Source organism: Streptococcus sp. UBA4344, assembly GCF_002393675.1.
Classification (GTDB): domain Bacteria; phylum Bacillota; class Bacilli; order Lactobacillales; family Streptococcaceae; genus Streptococcus; species Streptococcus vicugnae.
Genome location: NZ_DGTE01000009.1, coordinates 1 through 17,840, shown reverse-complemented (window position 1 = coordinate 17,840; position 17,840 = coordinate 1). Strand labels below are relative to the sequence as shown.

The 17,840-nt window shown below is 35.8% G+C and carries 17 protein-coding genes; 16 read left to right on the top strand and 1 reads right to left on the bottom strand.

The features are described 5' to 3' along the window. Nucleotides 1-165: 165 nt before the first annotated feature. The 13 genes from B4D49_RS01755 to B4D49_RS01695 all read left to right on the top strand — a co-directional run bounded on the left by B4D49_RS01755 (nt 166) and on the right by B4D49_RS01695 (nt 13,602). Nucleotides 166-1,419: a bifunctional folylpolyglutamate synthase/dihydrofolate synthase gene (locus B4D49_RS01755; protein WP_286783012.1), complete on the top strand. Its 1,254-nt coding sequence runs from the start codon at nt 166-168 to the stop codon at nt 1,417-1,419. A gap of 36 nt (nt 1,420-1,455) precedes the next feature. After that, entirely contained in the window at nt 1,456-2,019 is a 564-nt protein-coding gene (folE, locus tag B4D49_RS01750; protein WP_199543785.1) for a GTP cyclohydrolase I FolE, read from the top strand. A 26-nt stretch (nt 2,020-2,045) separates the two neighbouring features. Further along, the gene (gene folP, locus B4D49_RS01745) at nt 2,046-2,846 is read left to right on the top strand and encodes a dihydropteroate synthase (RefSeq protein ID WP_199543787.1); all 801 of its coding nucleotides are present in this window, start codon (nt 2,046-2,048) and stop codon (nt 2,844-2,846) included. A 65-nt stretch (nt 2,847-2,911) separates the two neighbouring features. Beyond that, nucleotides 2,912-3,274, top strand: a complete 363-nt coding sequence (gene folB, locus B4D49_RS01740) for a dihydroneopterin aldolase (RefSeq protein ID WP_199543789.1) — start codon at nt 2,912-2,914, stop codon at nt 3,272-3,274. Next, nucleotides 3,271-3,750 carry a 2-amino-4-hydroxy-6-hydroxymethyldihydropteridine diphosphokinase gene (folK, locus tag B4D49_RS01735; protein WP_199543791.1) on the top strand — a complete coding sequence of 160 codons (480 nt, stop codon included), beginning with the start codon at nt 3,271-3,273 and terminating at the stop codon, nt 3,748-3,750. Before folB ends, folK begins: the two co-directional genes overlap by 4 nt. 175 nt (nt 3,751-3,925) lie before the next feature. Beyond that, nucleotides 3,926-4,828 (top strand): UDP-N-acetylmuramate dehydrogenase, encoded by a 903-nt coding sequence (murB, locus tag B4D49_RS01730; protein ID WP_286783011.1) that lies wholly within the window; start codon nt 3,926-3,928, stop codon nt 4,826-4,828. A 27-nt stretch (nt 4,829-4,855) separates the two neighbouring features. Further along, nucleotides 4,856-6,007 carry an ABC transporter ATP-binding protein gene (locus tag B4D49_RS01725; protein ID WP_132868816.1) on the top strand — a complete coding sequence of 384 codons (1,152 nt, stop codon included), beginning with the start codon at nt 4,856-4,858 and terminating at the stop codon, nt 6,005-6,007. Then, nucleotides 5,994-6,785: an ABC transporter permease gene (locus B4D49_RS01720; RefSeq protein WP_132868817.1), complete on the top strand. Its 792-nt coding sequence runs from the start codon at nt 5,994-5,996 to the stop codon at nt 6,783-6,785. The genes B4D49_RS01725 and B4D49_RS01720 overlap by 14 nt, the downstream gene beginning before the upstream one ends. Further along, on the top strand, nt 6,782-7,573 hold the full coding sequence (locus B4D49_RS01715; RefSeq protein ID WP_132868818.1) for an ABC transporter permease: 792 nt from the start codon (nt 6,782-6,784) through the stop codon (nt 7,571-7,573). The genes B4D49_RS01720 and B4D49_RS01715 overlap by 4 nt, the downstream gene beginning before the upstream one ends. After that, nucleotides 7,566-8,639, top strand: a complete 1,074-nt coding sequence (locus B4D49_RS01710; RefSeq protein ID WP_286783010.1) for an ABC transporter substrate-binding protein — start codon at nt 7,566-7,568, stop codon at nt 8,637-8,639. Before B4D49_RS01715 ends, B4D49_RS01710 begins: the two co-directional genes overlap by 8 nt. A gap of 149 nt (nt 8,640-8,788) precedes the next feature. Next, entirely contained in the window at nt 8,789-10,321 is a 1,533-nt protein-coding gene (locus tag B4D49_RS01705; RefSeq protein ID WP_286783009.1) for a ClC family H(+)/Cl(-) exchange transporter, read from the top strand. 194 nt (nt 10,322-10,515) lie between these two features. Then, nucleotides 10,516-11,355, top strand: a complete 840-nt coding sequence (gene licT, locus B4D49_RS01700) for a BglG family transcription antiterminator LicT (RefSeq protein WP_199543801.1) — start codon at nt 10,516-10,518, stop codon at nt 11,353-11,355. 354 nt (nt 11,356-11,709) lie between these two features. Further along, a complete protein-coding gene (locus tag B4D49_RS01695; RefSeq protein ID WP_132869907.1) occupies nt 11,710-13,602 on the top strand; it encodes a beta-glucoside-specific PTS transporter subunit IIABC in 1,893 nt (630 codons plus the stop codon). Nucleotides 13,603-13,674: 72 nt separating this feature from the next. On the opposite strand, the gene B4D49_RS01690 is transcribed toward B4D49_RS01695, so the two are convergent. Next, nucleotides 13,675-14,601, bottom strand: a complete 927-nt coding sequence (locus B4D49_RS01690; protein WP_199543805.1) for a helix-turn-helix domain-containing protein — start codon at nt 14,599-14,601, stop codon at nt 13,675-13,677. A gap of 442 nt (nt 14,602-15,043) precedes the next feature. On the opposite strand from B4D49_RS01690, the gene B4D49_RS01685 reads away from it, so the two are divergent. From B4D49_RS01685 to B4D49_RS01675, 3 genes are all read left to right on the top strand, one after another. Next, nucleotides 15,044-15,331: a phasin family protein gene (locus tag B4D49_RS01685; RefSeq protein WP_132869927.1), complete on the top strand. Its 288-nt coding sequence runs from the start codon at nt 15,044-15,046 to the stop codon at nt 15,329-15,331. 15 nt (nt 15,332-15,346) lie between these two features. Then, a complete protein-coding gene (locus B4D49_RS01680; RefSeq protein WP_286783008.1) occupies nt 15,347-16,915 on the top strand; it encodes an ABC1 kinase family protein in 1,569 nt (522 codons plus the stop codon). Between the two features lie 109 nt (nt 16,916-17,024). Then, nucleotides 17,025-17,840, top strand: an 816-nt coding sequence (locus B4D49_RS01675) for a family 1 glycosylhydrolase (protein WP_286783007.1), incomplete at its 3' end; no start/stop codon positions are given.

Sequence of the window (17,840 nt, the reverse complement as noted above, 5' to 3'; positions counted from 1 at the left end):
AAAATCATTAGATTGAGCTTGCTTGTGCTATAATAGAAGTGTTATTGTATTTTTATAAGAGAAAGGTATATGCGCTAAAAGCTTATCATTGAAAGATTTAGAGGTAAATGTCTCAATCTTATTTTTAATGTCAACAACTTTTGGTCATAGTAGGACATTCATCAAATGAATTATCAAGAAGCTTTAGATTGGATTCATGGCAAGTTAAAATTTGGTATTAAGCCTGGATTAGAGCGAATGGCTTGGATGCTAGAAGAACTTGGTAATCCTCAAGAGAAGCTTGCCGCTGTTCATGTTGTCGGGACAAATGGTAAAGGATCAGTTACTAGCTATTTGCAACATATTTTTTCACTAGCTGGCTATGAAGTTGGGACATTTACGTCACCTTATATTGTCGATTTTCGTGAACGTATCAGCTTAAATGGGCAAATGATTTCAGAAAAAGATTTTCTTGAATTGGTTGAACGTGTTCGTCCAGTTGTGGAACGATTGTCCGTTGAAACTAATTTGGAACCTGCAACAGAGTTTGAAGTTATTACTGTCTTAATGTTTGAATATTTCGGTCACATGCATCCAGTAGACATTGCGATTATTGAGGCTGGAATGGGTGGCCTTTATGACTCAACAAATGTGTTTAAGGCTTTAGCGGTTCTTTGTCCATCAATTGGTTTAGATCATCAGAATGTTTTAGGGGAATCTTATGCGGAAATCGCTGCGCAAAAAGTTGGAGTTTTAAAAGAAAAAGTACCATTTATTTTTGCGACAAATCGTGCAGATGTTCGTCAAGTCTTTGCTGATAAAGCTAAGTCTTGTCAAAGTCCCCTTTACGAATTTGGTAAAGATTTTTTAGTAAAAGAAAATGAAAACGGTTTTGATTATCTAGGACACGAGACACTTGAACAAGTTGAATTAGCCATGCCAGGAAAACATCAAATTAGTAATGCTAGTCTTGCAATTACAGCAGCATTTATGTTACGTAATCGATATCCAAAAGTGACTAAGGGAATTATCAAAGTTGCTTTAGCTCAAACGCATTGGGTAGGACGTACAGAACTAGTCTTTCCAAATGTCATGATTGACGGGGCTCATAATAATGAAAGTGTTCAAGCTCTTGTTAATGTTATGCAAAAATATAAAGATAAACATTTGCACATCTTATTTGCAGCGATTGATACTAAGCCTATTGATTCAATGCTTGATTTGCTTAGTCAGTTAGCCGATGTAGATGTGACAACTTTTGTTTATCATAATGCATTGCCGTTAGACAAATACCCAAGTCAATACCATAAAGTTGCTAAATGGCAAGATTGGATTGATCAGATTGACTTTGGCAGTCAAGAAGATTTTTATCTTATTACTGGTTCACTTTACTTCATTTCTCAAGTACGTCCTGTACTTTTGTCAAGACAGCAAAATTAAGCTATAATAGAAAAAATAAAAAGATTGGAAAAGAAAATGGCAAATCAAGAAAAACTCGAAGCAGCAGTTTACCAACTTTTAGAAGCTTTAGGAGAAGATCCAAAACGCGAAGGGTTATTAGATACTCCTAAACGTGTTGCAAAAATGTATCAAGAGATGTTTTCAGGCTTAAACGAAGATCCAAAAGACCAATTTACAGCCGTATTTACCGAAAATCATGACGAAGTTGTTCTCGTTAAAGATATTCCGTTTTACTCAATGTGTGAACACCACTTGGTTCCTTTTTATGGAAAAGCTCATGTTGCTTATTTGCCAAGTGATGGTCGTGTAACTGGTCTTAGTAAATTAGCGCGTGCTGTTGAAGTGGCTAGTAAACGTCCTCAGTTGCAAGAACGTTTGACTGAGCAAGTAGCTACAGCTTTGGAAGAAGCGCTTCATCCAAAAGGTATTTTTGTGATGATTGAAGCTGAGCACATGTGTATGACAATGCGCGGTATTAAAAAACCAGGTAGCAAAACAGTGACAACCGTTGCTAAAGGTATTTTTAAAGAAGATCGTGAAGAACGTAAAGAAATTTTATCTTTGATTTTAGGAAAATAGTTAGATAGATTGCTAAGGGGACTGTTATGAAAATTGGTAAACACGATATTGATGGAAAAGCTTGTATCATGGGCGTTTTAAATGTCACTCCAGATTCATTCTCTGATGGTGGGGCTTATACATCAGTTGAAAAAGCTCTTGCTCAAGCTGAAAAAATGATTGCTGAAGGTGCCAAAATCATTGATGTTGGTGGTGAATCGACTCGACCAGGTTATACATTTGTCGAAGTCCAAGAAGAGATTAATCGTGTCGTACCAGTTATCAAAGCATTAAAAGAAAAATTTGATGTTTTAGTCAGTATCGATACTTATAAAACAGAAACAGCTCGTGCAGCCCTAGAAGCTGGTGCTGATATCTTAAACGATGTTTGGGCAGGACTTTACGATGGCCAAATGTTGGCACTAGCAGCAGAAAAGAATGTTCCAATTATCTTGATGCATAATCAGGAAGAAGAAAAGTATAATGACATCACAAAAGAAGTCTGTGACTTTTTAACTGAACGTGCTCAGGCAGCACTAGATGCTGGAGTTGCAAGAGAAAACATTTGGATTGATCCTGGTTTTGGTTTTGCCAAGAATGAATCACAAAATATTGAACTTTTACAAGGTCTAGATGCCGTTTGTCAGCTTGGGTATCCAGTTCTTTTTGGTATTTCACGTAAACGTACCGTTGATTATCTGCTAGGTGGTGGAACTCTTGCAACGGATCGTGATATGGGAACAGCCGCTTTGTCAGCTTGGGCAATTGCTAAGGGATGCCAAATTGTCCGCGTGCACAATGTGGATGTCAATCGCGATATTGTTAAAGTGATTAGTCAACTCGTTTGAAAGGAGTAAGAGAAGAAAGGTAAGTTTGAGAAGATGTCTCAGACTTTCTTCTTTGTTACAACTATATGGATAAAATTCATTTAAATGGTTGCCGTTTTTACGGTTACCATGGTGCTTTTAAAGAAGAGCAGACTTTGGGGCAGATTTTTGTTGTTGATTGCACTTTGTCTGTTGATTTGCAAAAAGCTTCTCAGTCTGATTGTCTTGAAGACACTGTTCATTATGGTTTAGTTTTTGAAGCTATTAAAAAGCAAGTAGAAGAAAACAAATATATTTTGATTGAACGTCTAGCTGGTGCTATTTGCCAAGATATTTTTGATCAATTTCCACTTGTTCAAGCTATTCAACTAAAAATTTCTAAAGAAAATCCACCGATCAATGGTCATTACGATTCTGTCGGAATTGAGTTAGAACGGGAGAGAGCATGACAAGAGTTTATTTGAGTTTAGGCAGTAATATTGGTGATAAAAAAGCATACCTAGATGCCGCTCTTGAGAGACTAAATCAGCTTCCTCAAACCTCAGTTACTATTGTTTCATCTTTTTATGAAACAGATGCTTGGGGTAAGACTGACCAAGATGACTTTTTGAATATCTGTTGTGAATTGGAGACAAGTTTACCTGCACAGCAGTTGCTGTCAGATTGCCAACAAATTGAAAAAGATTTGGACCGTGTTCGTCATGAACATTGGGGACCGCGTACCATTGATATTGATATTCTTTTGTATGGTAACGAGGCTATTAATACAGAGAATCTTAAGGTGCCACATCCTTACATGACAGAGCGCGCTTTTGTTCTTATGCCTTTATATGAGATTGCTCCGTTTCTTAAGATTTGTGGCGAATCTATTACATCTTATTTAAAAACATTAAATCTTGAAGAAGTGCGAAAACTTCAGTCTTAAATATCGTCAAAAGCTGATTTTTTTGTTATAATTAAGGTCGGCTTTATGCCGATTTTTTAGTAGATAATAAAAATCATTTGATCATAAATGAGCTAATAATATTTGTAAAAGTATTGGTTGATTTTAATCAAACGATTATTACAATTTTGATTAATAGTTTTAGAGTTGGAAGAAAATGTTAGAATTTTTAAATGATGAACTAAAAGGGATTGATATTCGTGTTAATGAACCTTTAAAAAAATATACGTACACTAAAGTGGGAGGTCCAGCGGACTATCTCGCTTTTCCACGTAATCGTTATGAATTAATTCGTATTGTTGAATTTGCTAACAAAAATGATATTCCATGGATGATCCTTGGTAATGCTAGTAACATCATTGTTCGCGATGGCGGTATCCGTGGTTTTGTTATCATGTTTGATAAATTAAACACTGTAACCGTGAATGGCTATGTCATTGAAGCAGAAGCTGGTGCTAACTTGGTTGAAACAACACGTATCGCCAAATACCATAGCTTAACAGGTTTTGAGTTTGCTTGTGGTATTCCAGGTAGCGTAGGTGGTGCTGTCTTTATGAATGCTGGTGCTTACGGTGGTGAAATTTCACACGTTTTGGTTTCAGCACAAGTCCTTACCAAAGAAGGTAAAATTAAGACAATTGAAGCACGTGATATGAAATTTGGTTATCGTCATTCAGCTGTTCAAGATAGCGGAGATGTTGTGATTTCAGCGAAATTTGCCCTTAAACCAGGTGATTATGTTTTAATTGAGCAAGAAATGGCTCGCTTAACTCACTTACGTGAATTAAAACAACCTCTTGAATATCCTTCATGTGGTTCAGTGTTCAAACGTCCAGTAGGTCACTTTGCTGGACAATTAATTACAGAAGCTAATTTGAAGGGTCATCGTATTGGTGGCGTTGAAGTTAGTAAGAAACATGCCGGATTTATGGTAAATGTCGCTGACGGTACAGCTCAAAATTATGAAGATTTGATTGCTTACGTTATTGACACTGTTGAGAAAAATTCAGGCGTTCGTTTAGAACGTGAAGTTCGCATTATCGGCGAGAAAAAAGATTAAAGAAGCTCTATGGAGGTTTTATGAGAATTGACTAAACCAATTATTGCATTTAAAAACGTATCAAAAGTATTTGAAGATAACGGTACAGTTGTTTTAAAGGACATTAACTTCGAACTTGAGGAAGGAAAATTTTATACCTTGCTTGGTGCTTCAGGTTCAGGTAAATCAACGATTTTAAATATCATCGCTGGTCTTTTAAAACCAACAACAGGTGATGTTTTCCTTGACGGCGAACGTATTAATGATATTCCTATTAATAAACGTGATGTTCACACCGTTTTTCAAAACTATGCCCTTTTCCCGCACATGAATGTTTTCGAAAATGTCGCTTTTCCTCTAAAATTAAAAAAAGTCGATAAAAAAGAAATCGAACGACGCGTGGGTGAAGCGTTAAAAATGGTACGTTTGGCTGGTTTTGAGAAACGTCCAATTCAGAAGTTATCAGGTGGTCAACGTCAACGTGTTGCGATTGCGCGTGCAATTATCAATGAACCACGTGTTGTCTTATTGGATGAGCCTTTATCAGCTTTGGATTTAAAACTACGTACAGAGATGCAATACGAGCTTCGTGAATTGCAACAACGACTTGGCATTACATTTGTTTTTGTTACACATGATCAAGAAGAAGCGTTAGCAATGTCAGACTGGATTTTTGTCATGAATGATGGTGAAATTGTCCAGTCTGGTACTCCAGTTGATATTTATGATGAGCCAATTAACCATTTTGTAGCAACCTTTATTGGTGAATCTAACATCATTCCAGGTAAAATGATTGAAGATTATTTGGTTGAATTTAATGGTAAACGTTTTGAAGCAGTTGACGGTGGTATGCGACCAAATGAAGCTGTCGAAGTGGTCATTCGTCCAGAAGATTTACAAATTACAATGCCAGAAGAAGGGAAATTGCGTGTTAAAGTTGATACGCAGCTTTTCCGTGGTGTGCACTACGAAATCATTGCACACGATGAACTTGGTAATGAATGGATGATTCATTCAACACGTAAGGCAATTGAGGGTGAAGTAATTGGTCTTGATTTCACGCCTGAAGATATCCATATTATGCGCCTTAATGAAACAGAAGAAGAATTTGACGCTCGTCTTGAAGAATATGTTGAAATGGAAGAACATGAAGATGGTTTGATTCATGCCATCGAGGAGGAGCGCAATGAAGAAAAATAGTTTCTTCTCGATTCCATATATTTTATGGTTGTTACTTTTTGTTATTGCTCCCGTTATTTTGATTTTATGGCAGTCTTTCTTTGACATTCAAGGTCATTTTACTTTGGATAATTACAAGACTTTCTTTAGTTCTTGGACTTATCTTCGAATGAGTTTTAACTCTATTCTTTATGCTGCTATTATTACTTTAGTGACTTTGTTGATTTCTTATCCAACAGCGTATTTTTTGACACAACTAAAGCACAAGCAATTATGGTTGATGCTTGTAGTCTTGCCAACTTGGATTAATCTTTTGTTGAAAGCATATGCGTTTATGGGAATTTTTGGTCAGCAAGGTGGGATTAATGCCTTCCTTTCATTTGTTGGTATTGGTCCAAAACAAATCTTGTTTACAGATTTTTCATTTATTTTTGTAGCTTCTTACATTGAAATTCCGTTCATGATTTTACCGATTTTTAATGCACTAGATGACATTGATGATAATCTTATTAATGCTAGTCATGATTTAGGTGGTAATAATTTACAAACATTTACAAAGGTTGTCTTTCCACTGTCTCTAAATGGTGTGCGAAGTGGTGTTCAATCAGTCTTTATTCCTAGTTTGAGCTTGTTCATGTTGACACGCTTGATTGGTGGTAACCGAGTCATTACTCTTGGTACGGCTATTGAACAACACTTCTTAACAACACAAAACTGGGGAATGGGTTCAACCATTGGTGTGATTTTGATCATGGCAATGCTTGTGATTATGTGGATGACTAAGGAGAGACGAAAATGAAAAAATTTGCGAATTTATATTTGACTTTTGTCTTTATCATCCTATATATCCCAATTGCTTATTTGATTTTTTACTCATTTAACCAAGGTGGTGATATGAATGGTTTCACTGGTTTTACCATGGAGCATTATTCAGAGATGTTTGCTGATAATCGTTTGATGCTGATTTTGGTGCAAACTTTCTTTCTAGCCTTTTTGAGTTCGATTATCGCAACAGCAATAGGGATATTTGGAGCAATCTTCATCTATCAGGCGCGTCGTAAACACCAACAATCTATTCTTTCGATGAATAATATTTTGATGGTGGCACCGGATGTTATGATTGGTGCAAGCTTTTTGATTCTCTTTACGCGACTAGCTGATTTGTTCCATTTTAATCTTGGGTTTATGACGGTCTTGCTTAGTCATATTGCTTTTTCAATTCCGATTGTCGTGCTTATGGTTTTGCCACGCCTTAAGGAAATGAATGATGATATGATTAATGCTGCTTATGATCTTGGAGCAACACCATGGCAAATGCTTAAAGAGGTTATGTTACCTTATTTAACCCCTGGTATTATTTCAGGTTTCTTCATGGCATTTACGTATTCACTAGATGATTTTGCTGTAACATTCTTTGTTACTGGGAATGGCTTTTCAACGCTTTCTGTTGAAATCTATTCACGTGCGCGTCGAGGAATTTCCCTTGAAATTAATGCACTTTCAACGATTGTCTTTATCTTTAGTGTCTTGTTGGTAATTGGTTATTACTTTATCTCACAAGATAAGAAGGGAGAACGTGATGCGTAGATTATATTCATTTGTTTTAGGACTCATTGCGGTGACCCTTATCTTATTTGGTGTTTCAGTTTACATGCAAAAGACCTCAAGTTCCTCAAGTCAATCTGATAAATTGGTGATTTACAACTGGGGAGATTACATTGATCCAGAATTGATTACAAAATTCACCAAGGAAACCGGTATTGAAGTGCAGTACGAGACATTTGATTCCAATGAATCAATGTACACTAAAATCAAACAAGGTGGAACAACTTACGATATTACCGTTCCATCTGATTATATGATTGATAAGATGCGCAAAGAAAATCTTCTGATCAAATTGGATAAATCAAAAATTGTTGGTTTAGATAATATTGGTCAAGAATACCTTGGTATGAGTTTTGATAAGAATAATGATTATTCAGTCCCATATTTCTGGGGAACACTCGGTATTGTATACAATGATACCATGGTTGATAAAGCACCGGAACATTGGTCAGATTTGTGGAAGTCAGAATATCAGAATGATATCATGCTTGTCGATGGTGCTCGAGAAGTGATGGGAATTGGACTTGGAACACTTGGTTATAGCTTAAATACCAAATCTATGACTGAACTAAACGCAGCTTCGGCGAAATTAGATGACTTAACACCAAATATCAAAGCTATCGTTGGTGACGAGATGAAAGGCTATATGATAAATAGTGATGCTGCTATAGGTGTTACCTTCTCTGGTGAAGCTAGTGAAATGCTTGATTCAAATAATCATTTGCATTATGTGGTGCCTAGTGAAGGTTCAAATCTTTGGTTTGATAATCTGGTTATTCCAAAAACGGCTAAGCATATTAAAGAAGCTTATGCTTTCATTAACTTCATGTTAAAACCTGAAAATGCTGCACAAAATGCAGAATACATTGGCTATGCTACTCCAAATGATAAGGCTAAAAAGCTTTTACCTGATGAAATCAAGGAAGATAAAGCATTTTATCCTCCAACAGAAACCTTTAAACATTTAGAGGTTTATGATAACCTTGGCCAAAAATGGCTGGGTATTTACAATGATTTGTACTTACAATTTAAGATGTATCGTAAATGATAATAAAAGAGTTTGGAATTTTTCCAAGCTCTTTTTTTGATGAGGTCGAAATCAGCTTAAAGTTTTGATAAAATAGTAGTGAGATATTTTTTTTGAAAAAAGTTTGAAATTATTTTGGTATTTTCAATAGGATTAGTTAGGAGTCTAAAATGGAAAGTTATCGTAGAGAGTACGAATTTTCACTGTCCTCAATTTTAAGCTTCGTATGGCGTGGTGTTATTGTAGGCTGTGTTTCAGGAAGTGTGGTCAGTCTCTTTCGTCTCTTGATTGCTAAAATTTTTGCACAAGTTGTAAAATGTTATGAGCTATCACATGAACAACCAGTTTTGCTAGGTCTGATTTTGTTAGTGAGTGTACTAGTCGTCTTAGCTATTGGCTTTTTGGTTAAGTCTGATCCAGATATTAAGGGTTCAGGAATTCCACATGTTGAAGGTGAGTTAAAAGGCTTACTTCATCCGAATTGGTGGTCTGTACTTTGGAAAAAATTTGTCGGTGGTGTTCTTGCTATTTCAATGGGATTTATGCTAGGGCGTGAAGGCCCAAGTATTCAATTAGGCGCAATGGCAGGAAAAGGTGTTGCAAAATCACTAAAAGCTCAGCGAATGGAACAACGTGTTCTGATTGCAAGTGGTGCAGCAGCTGGATTATCAGCGGCTTTTAATGCTCCGATTGCAGGTTTACTTTTCGTAGTAGAAGAAATTTATCATCAATTTTCTCGATTGGTTTGGATTTCTGCACTTGTTGCTAGTTTGGTTGCTAATTTTATTTCTTTAAACATTTTTGGCTTAACACCAGTACTGGCTATGCCAAACGATCTTGCGATTTTACCTTTAAATGATTATTGGATTCTTTTGTTGCTAGGGGCCTTCTTAGGTTTGATGGGTTACCTTTATGAAAAAGTAACGTTGAATGCCAACCTTATTTATGATTTCTTGGGTAAAATCTGTCATCTTCCAAACTATTTTTATGGTGTATTTGCAGCAGTTCTGATTTTACCAATTGGTTATTTTTACCCACAATTATTGGGCGGTGGAAATGGCTTGATTACTTCACTATCGACAAGTCATTTGACTTTAGCAGTTGTTTGTCTTTATTTTATTATTCGTTTTGCATGGAGTACTCTCAGCTATGCTAGTGGGTTACCAGGTGGTATTTTCCTTCCTATCTTGACCTTGGGTTCACTTTTAGGATTTGGCTTTGGTTTGGGAATGCAACAAATTGGTTTTGTCGGAACATCGGTCTTGGTTAATTTCCTTGTTCTTGGTATGGCAGGATATTTTGGAGCCATTTCAAAAGCTCCGCTGACTGCTATTATTTTGGTAACTGAAATGGTTGGAGATTTTCGCCAATTGATGACGATTGCTGTTGTTACCCTAGTTGCTTATATCGTTATGGATGTGTTAAAAGGTGAGCCAATTTATGAAGCAATGTTAGCTAATCTATCTATTCCAAAAGACCGTGAAGTGATTGAACCGACATTAATTGAATTAACAGTGTCAGATAAAATCGCAGGTAAACGTGTTCGTGACTTGACCTTGCCTAAAAATGTACTTATCACAACTCAGATTCATCGTAAAAAATCTGAAGTGGTTTGTGGGAGTACCGTTTTAAATGCCGGTGATACTATTTTCTTGGTTGTTAATGAACCTGAAATTGGTAAAATCCGCAAATTATTAATGTAATTAGATTTATATTTTTGTATCCCCTTTCATTTTGAGTGAAGTTTTGGTAAAATGGATATTAGTAAGAGGATTGTTACTGGTTAAGCAGGCAAAACCTAGTGTACATATGAAGCATTGTGTTTTGGAACATATTACCTTTTGTGTACGCTAGTTTTGCCTTTTCTTTCCGAATTTTTTTGAGGGAGTAGTAGATAATGAAGATAGATAAAGTCTATAATAACAATGTTGTCTTAGCTAAAGGTGATGAAGGAGAAGAAATCATTGTTATGGGGAGAGGTCTTGGATTTCAAAAGAAATCTGGTGATGAAATTGACACATCTTTAGTTGAAAAAACGTTTGTTATGCAAGATAGTACTGCTACAAATGAATTAACGCGTGTTTATATTGATTTGTCACCACTAGAGACAGAGGTTGTTCTTGATATTATTAAGCACGGTCAGGAAGTCTTAAAAACTACTTTTGATACACCTTTTTATATTGCGCTAGCTGATCACCTTCATTATACTCTTCAACGATCTCGTGAAAATTTGATTATTCAAAATCCATTATCATGGGAAATCCGTAAGTTTTTTCCAAAAGAGTATCAACTTGGACGAGATGCTTTGAAGATTGTCTTTGAAAAACTAGGAATCATTCTTCCAGAAGACGAGGTTTCTTCAATTGCACTTCATTTTATCAATGCTCAAAAAGATTCTGGCTTAGTTGAGCAAAGCTATCAGATTTCAAAGATTGTGACTGATATCTTAGGAATTGTGCGCCTGTTTTATGGTAAAATTGCTGATGAGGATTCTGTGAGCTATAATCGATTTATCACGCATACTCAGTATTTTGCTCAACGTGTCGTTAATGGCGTAGTGCAAGGAAAAAATGATAGTTTTTTGTATGAACAAGTTAAATTAAACTATCCTGATGCTTTTTCGTGCTCAGAAAAAATTAAGAACTATATTGAATCATCTTATGATTTTCCAATGAGCCGAGATGAGCAGGTCTATATTACCATCCATATCCAACGCTTAGAAACAAGTAGTAATTAAACAGTATTCTTCTCGTCAACTGTCGAGAAGATTTTTTGTAAAAAAATTGAACCTGAAAATATCTTGAAAAATTTTGAAAGATGCTTTAGAAATAATAAAATGCAACAGATGCTTTTCAATAATTTATGAAAACGGTTTGTTTTTATTAAAAAAACTCCGATAAAGCGCTTGCATTTTGTGAAAGAGCATGCTATACTATGAATTGTTAAAAGGATTGTTACTGATAAGCAGGCAAAACCTAAATAGATACAAGATAGTTTTGGCGTTACCGCATATGTGGGCGCAGAAAATTGTTTCGTATTTATTTAGGTTTTTTCTGTTTCTAAGAAAGAACATTAAGAAAGGAGCCAGCTTATGGCTAAAGATTATACTGAATTGGCACAAGATATTGTTGCTCACGTTGGAGGTAAAGACAATATCATTAAATTAGTTCACTGTGTGACTCGCTTGCGTTTTACTCTAAAAGATGAGAGTAAAGCTGATGATGACTATCTTAAACAACGTGATGGTATTGTCACAGTTGTTAAAGCAGGTGGTCAATACCAAGTGGTTATTGGTAATCATGTACCAGATGTCTATGATACTGTTTTGAAAGTTGCTGGTATTCAAGGTGAAGGTGGAATTGATGTGAATGAAGGAGATGTTCCTCAAGGGAATCTTCTTGATCGTTTTATTGCATTGGTATCAGGTCTTTTCCAACCAATGCTTGGCGCATTGTCTGCAGCAGGTATGTTGAAAGGGGTAGTCGCTATCCTTGCAGCGTTTGGGGTTTCTGATACCAGCGGACTGTATGTTATTTTAAATGCAGCCGGTGATGGTTTCTTCCAATTCTTACCAGTTATCTTAGCATTGACAGCCGCTAAGCGTTTCAAAATGGAACAATTTACAGCTTTGGCTCTAAGTTTTGCTCTTGTTTATCCTGATATTGCAACAAGCTTTGCAAATGGAAATGTTGATTTCTTGGGTATCCCAGTCATTTTCCCAGCATCAACGTATCTATCAACTGTGTTGCCAATCATCTTGACAGTTTATGTTGGTTCTAAAATTGAACATCTCTTTAAGAAAATTGTTCCTGATGTTGTTAAAGTTTTCGTTGTTCCATTCTTTGTACTTTTGATTACTGTTCCGTTAGCATTCTTAATCATTGGACCAGTAATGAACTGGGCTTCTGATTTAATCGGTGTTATCTTCACAGGTATTTACAATATCAGCCCGATTTTATATGGATTGATTCTTGGTGCTTTGTGGCAAGTATTGGTTATGTTTGGTCTTCATTGGGGACTTGTACCACTTGCAATTTTGGAATTACAACAAAACCCTTCAGGTGTAATCCTTGTTGCTTCAATCGCTATCTGTTTCTCACAAGCAGGTGCATTGCTTAATATTATGATTCGTACAAAAGAATCTAAAGTTCGTGAATTAGCTATTCCAGCGTTTATTTCAGCACTCTTTGGTGTTACTGAACCTGCTATTTATGGTATTACACTACCAATGCGTACACCATTTATTATGACCTGTGTTGCAGGTGCCATTCAAGGTGCTTTCCTTGGTTTGTTTAATGTCAAAATGTACGTAATGGGTGGTATGGGACTGTTCTCAATTCCGTCATTTATCTCAAGTGAAAATGGTTCAAACCTTGTTTACTACTTGATTGCCATTGCCATGAGTTTTGTTCTTGGTTTTGTATTGACACAATTTGTTAAAATCCCTTACCTTTACGGAGGTCCAAAAGATGCCTCTGCTATAACTGAAGAAAAAGTAGTAGAACCTGTTAATGATTTAAAAGAATTAAAACAAGAAATCATTGCAAGTCCAATGATTGGTAAAGTGGTTAAACTTGAAAATGTTCCTGATGAAGTATTCGCAACAGGCGCAATGGGGAAAGGAATTGCAATTGATCCAGCCGATGGTATTGTAGTAGCTCCTGCATCAGGTGAGATTACACTTGTTTTCCCTACAGGACATGCTATTGGTATGCGTACTGAAAATGGAGCAGAAATCTTGATTCACGTTGGTATGGACACAGTTTCACTAGCTGGTAAAGGATTTAAAACCTTTGTTCAAGTAGGAGACAAAGTTGAAGCAGGTCAAAAATTGCTTGAATTTGATTTGACAGCTATTCGTGATGCTAATCTCCCAGTTATTTCACCTGTGATTGTTACAAATTCATCCGAATTTGAAGATGTTTTAACAACACAAGATAGTCGTGTTAATGCAGGGGATTACCTCCTAACAACATTAGCTTAAAAATAAAAAGGGCGCGAAAGCGTCCTTTTTAAGTGATTACAGATAAGAAAAAAGCTGAGAAACATCAGCTTTTTAGTGTGTATTTCTGGCAGGGTTAATTAATACACGACTTTCTTTTTGTTTGCTAAATTGTTTACGATACTGGCTTGGTGTTAATTCGTAGTAGCGTTTAAATTGACGATTGAAGTTTGATAAATTGTTAAATCCGACAGCAGTAGCAATTTCAAGAACAGGATTTGAAGTATTAATTAACATATCACAAGCTTTGTTTAAACGTACTTGAATGATAAATTCAGTGCACGAACTTCCAGTATGTTGTTTAAAGACTGCCATAAAATGTGTCTTACTATATCCCATGAATTGAGAAAGATAGTCGATGGATAGATTTTTTTGGTAGTTATTATTAATAAAATCAATTAATTCACGTATCTGTTCATTTTTGCGATAGGTATCATCGGTATTTTTTCGCAATACGTATCGGTAGTAAAAGAGCAGGTATAGAAATTCATTGAGTTTTGATTTGAGCATCAGTTCAAAATGACGTCCTTCATTTTTTGAAAGCTCAAAAATTGTAAAAAGGCACTCTTTAATTTCTTCGTATCCTTCCATTCCTGGTTGAATACGTGGTACGAATTTATAAAGACTGGTCTGCAAGGGTTGCAAATAGCGTAAGCTTACTTGGTCGACAATTGAATAGCCAATCATATCTAAGTGAAATCGGAAAGTATCAGTGACATGTCTTTGGTTTTCTAAAGGATGAATAGAATGCATGCCATTTGGTCGTATGAGGATAATATCACCTGCTTGACTATTAAAGTAATCGTAATCAATGTGAAAACGCGCAGACCCTTCATAAATGTAATTAATTTCAATTTCTGGATGCCAGTGGAAAAGCACGTCAGGACGGCCATTCTCAACCACTGTGCTGTAATAATCATAGGGAAGAAGGTGCTTACTTTCATCTATTTTAATTTCATGAGCTGGATTTGATTGTTTCATATAATAACCCTTCTAATCATATCATAGTATTATAGTACCTTTTTATTGTAGCACAATTGTTTTCAAAATGGAAGCGTATTCCAGAAAAGGTTTTCATAAAATGTTTCAAAAAATTATCAGATAAAAGTATTATAAATGAGAAGGATAGTGTAAGAATGTCTCTAAGAAGGCGATTATAATAAGGGTGTAAAATCATATAGCAAGACCTTTTTTGATCGTGCAACAATATGATTTTTAGTCACAAAGACTTATTTGTTTACATTTTTAAAAGCTTCGCAAGGCAATTTAATCTCCTTTGTTAACTGCGGAGCTTTTTTGGTTGAAAAAGTTTAAGGTGTCAGAATCTTTCATGAAAAGACTGTTTCTTTTAGAAATTTTATCGCAAAAGTAGTAGAATGAAAGGGTAAACATATGTTATTTAGTCATTCAAGGAGGAATAATCATGGAAGAATTGAAAAAAGTTCTCTTAGCTGGGATTGGTTTGACGTCTATGACTTTGGAAAAAGCAGATGCTTTTATTAAAGAATTAGTTGAAAAAGGACGCCTCACTGTTGACGAAGGAAAAGAATTGCAATCTGAACTAAAACGAAAAAGTGAAGATGAAGCACAAGAGTTTTTGGATGAATTAAACGAAAAAACAAAAGCTGTTCAATATGCTACCAAAGAAGATGTTTCTCGTCTTGAAGACAAAATTGATGCACTTTTGAAGAAGTCAAATATCTTACATTAGAAATATTGGTGGGTTATGTCAGGTAGACGTTTAAGAGAAATCATTGGTGCCTTCAGTTCAGTAGGCTTAACTTCTTTAATCGAAAAAGGAAAAGCAGCCGAAGATAAATCAACGCCGCGTAAGCTTCGTTTAGCTTTTGAAAAGTTAGGGCCAAGTTTTGTCAAAATTGGACAAATCTTATCTACTAGGAGTGATTTATTTCCAGAAGCTTATGTTAGAGAATTAAGTAAGTTACAAAGTAACGTGCTTCCCTTACCTCAAGAAATTGTTATGCAGGCTATCTCTGACGAACTTTCCGGGCCAGTTTCAGCTTATTTTGCTGAAATCACGCCAGAACCTTTGGCAAGTGGGTCAGTAGCTCAGACACATCGAGCGCGTTTATTAAATGGACGCGATGTCATTATTAAAATTCAGCGTCCACATTTGCCTGAAATCATTGAAGAAGATTTAACGCTTTTGATTCGTCTGTCAAGACGTGTTCCAAAAGCTTTGCTTCCAATGGTCAATTTGCCAGAGGTTTTGCAACAAATCAAGGAAAGTTTGACACGTGAAATTGATTTTCGTAATGAAGCACAAGCCATGATTGCTTTTGCCGAGTTAAACCAATCAAGCAAGTGTATTGCCAGTCCAGAGGTCTATGATGAGTTTACGACACCTCGCATGTTGGTTGAAGATTACGTGTCTGGTATCCCAATTAATCATTACGAAGAATTAATTAAAGCGGGTTATGATTTAGAAGACATTGGTAAAAAACTCATGCTAAGCTTTATCAAGCAAGTCTTTAAAGATGGTTTTTTCCACGGTGATCCTCACCCAGGAAATCTTTTTATCTCCGATGGAAAAATTTATTTTATTGACTTTGGAATCATGGGGAGACTTGATAATGGCATGCGCGTGGCTCTAAATGACATCCTCTATAGCTTTACCGCTCAAGACGTTGAAGGTATGATGCAAGGAATTTTGTCTGTCACAAGTTTTGACACATCGATGAACAAATCAGCTCTAGCTCAAGACGTCGAACGTATGCTTGCTAAGTATTCAAGCCTTGATGTAGGTGTCCTATCGATTACTGATCTTATCGAGGATTTATTAAATGTCTTTGTTAAAAATGGCTTGAAAGCTTCACCGCAGATTACTATTTTGGAAAAAGCTGCGCTGCAAATTGAAGGGATTTTCCGTGAATTAGCTCCGGAAGTTGATTTAATGACACTTGCTAAGAATTATTTCCTAGAAAATATGGGACCTGACATGCTCAAACAAGCTTTGAATAAAGAAACGCTTTTGATTGAGCTTTTTTATCAGTTAAAAAATGGTAAAAATATCCCACGTCGACTTAATCAACTTTTGGAACAAGTTCTAAATGGGCGAATTTTGGTTAATCATGATTTGTACGATTATACCAACCGTATTAAGGTTTTTAATCGTTTTGTTAATCGTTTTGTGTTGAGCTTGCTCTTTTTTGCAGTATTGATAAGTGCGGCAATTTTGAGTTTTAACCAGAACTTAGAAATCCTATCAAATGGCCTTTTTGTCGTGGCTTTACTGCTCTTTTTATGGGACCTTGTTCTTATCTTGAAAAAATAAAAAACTAACAAGATAGAAGGAATTTCCTAATGACTTAGGAAATTTTTTCTATTTTTATTTTTGTAACCGCTTGCTATAATGACAGTGTATTAAACAAGGAGGATTCGTAATGGCTAAGTTACCAGATAATTTTTTGTGGGGTGGTGCAGTTGCTGCTCACCAACTTGAAGGTGGATGGAAAGAAGGAGGAAAAGGACTCAGTGTTGCTGATGTGATGACAGCTGGTCGTCATGGTGTTCCTCGTGAAATCACTGATGGTGTCGTGGAAGGAAAATATTATCCAAACCATGAAGCTATCGATTTTTATCATCACTATAAAGAAGATATTGCTCTCTTTGCAGAGATGGGATTTAAGACATTTAGATTCTCAATTAACTGGACAAGAATTTATCCTACAGGTATGGAAGAAACACCTAATGAGAAGGGGTTAGAGTTTTATGATAATGTAATTAATGAGTGTGTTAAGTATGGTATTGAGCCACTTATTACAATTTCTCATTATGAAATTCCATATGCATTAGTTGAAAAATATAACGGTTGGTATTCAAGAGAAGTAATTGATTGCTATGTAAGATATGCAAAAACTCTTCTTGACCGTTATTCAGATAGAGTTAAGTATTTCTTAACATTTAACGAGATTAACTCAGGTACAATGCCAATGGGTGCTGTACTTTCACTTGGTTGTGTTAAGGGTTTAAATATTGCAATGAATGAAATTCCTGATGAACCTCAGATTCGTTATCAGGGTCTTCATCATCAGTTTATTGCAAGTGCACTTGCTGTTAAATATGCTCATGATAATTATCCAGAAGTCAAGATGGGTGATATGAACATTTTCGCAACAATGTATCCACTTACATGTAATCCAGATGATGTTGTTGGAACACAGAGAGCTATGCAGATGATGAACTGGTTCTGCTCTGAT

What these genes read in the sequence shown, in the direction of transcription:
- B4D49_RS01755 (WP_286783012.1), top strand. Translation starts at nt 166, where the DNA reads ATGAATTATCAAGAAGCTTTAGATTGGATTCATGGCAAGTTAAAATTT.
- folE (WP_199543785.1), top strand. Translation starts at nt 1,456, where the DNA reads ATGGCAAATCAAGAAAAACTCGAAGCAGCAGTTTACCAACTTTTAGAA.
- folP (WP_199543787.1), top strand. Translation starts at nt 2,046, where the DNA reads ATGAAAATTGGTAAACACGATATTGATGGAAAAGCTTGTATCATGGGC.
- folB (WP_199543789.1), top strand. Translation starts at nt 2,912, where the DNA reads ATGGATAAAATTCATTTAAATGGTTGCCGTTTTTACGGTTACCATGGT.
- folK (WP_199543791.1), top strand. Translation starts at nt 3,271, where the DNA reads ATGACAAGAGTTTATTTGAGTTTAGGCAGTAATATTGGTGATAAAAAA.
- murB (WP_286783011.1), top strand. Translation starts at nt 3,926, where the DNA reads ATGTTAGAATTTTTAAATGATGAACTAAAAGGGATTGATATTCGTGTT.
- B4D49_RS01720 (WP_132868817.1), top strand. Translation starts at nt 5,994, where the DNA reads ATGAAGAAAAATAGTTTCTTCTCGATTCCATATATTTTATGGTTGTTA.
- B4D49_RS01715 (WP_132868818.1), top strand. Translation starts at nt 6,782, where the DNA reads ATGAAAAAATTTGCGAATTTATATTTGACTTTTGTCTTTATCATCCTA.
- B4D49_RS01710 (WP_286783010.1), top strand. Translation starts at nt 7,566, where the DNA reads ATGCGTAGATTATATTCATTTGTTTTAGGACTCATTGCGGTGACCCTT.
- B4D49_RS01705 (WP_286783009.1), top strand. Translation starts at nt 8,789, where the DNA reads ATGGAAAGTTATCGTAGAGAGTACGAATTTTCACTGTCCTCAATTTTA.
- licT (WP_199543801.1), top strand. Translation starts at nt 10,516, where the DNA reads ATGAAGATAGATAAAGTCTATAATAACAATGTTGTCTTAGCTAAAGGT.
- B4D49_RS01695 (WP_132869907.1), top strand. Translation starts at nt 11,710, where the DNA reads ATGGCTAAAGATTATACTGAATTGGCACAAGATATTGTTGCTCACGTT.
- B4D49_RS01690 (WP_199543805.1), bottom strand. Translation starts at nt 14,601, where the DNA reads ATGAAACAATCAAATCCAGCTCATGAAATTAAAATAGATGAAAGTAAG.
- B4D49_RS01685 (WP_132869927.1), top strand. Translation starts at nt 15,044, where the DNA reads ATGGAAGAATTGAAAAAAGTTCTCTTAGCTGGGATTGGTTTGACGTCT.
- B4D49_RS01680 (WP_286783008.1), top strand. Translation starts at nt 15,347, where the DNA reads ATGTCAGGTAGACGTTTAAGAGAAATCATTGGTGCCTTCAGTTCAGTA.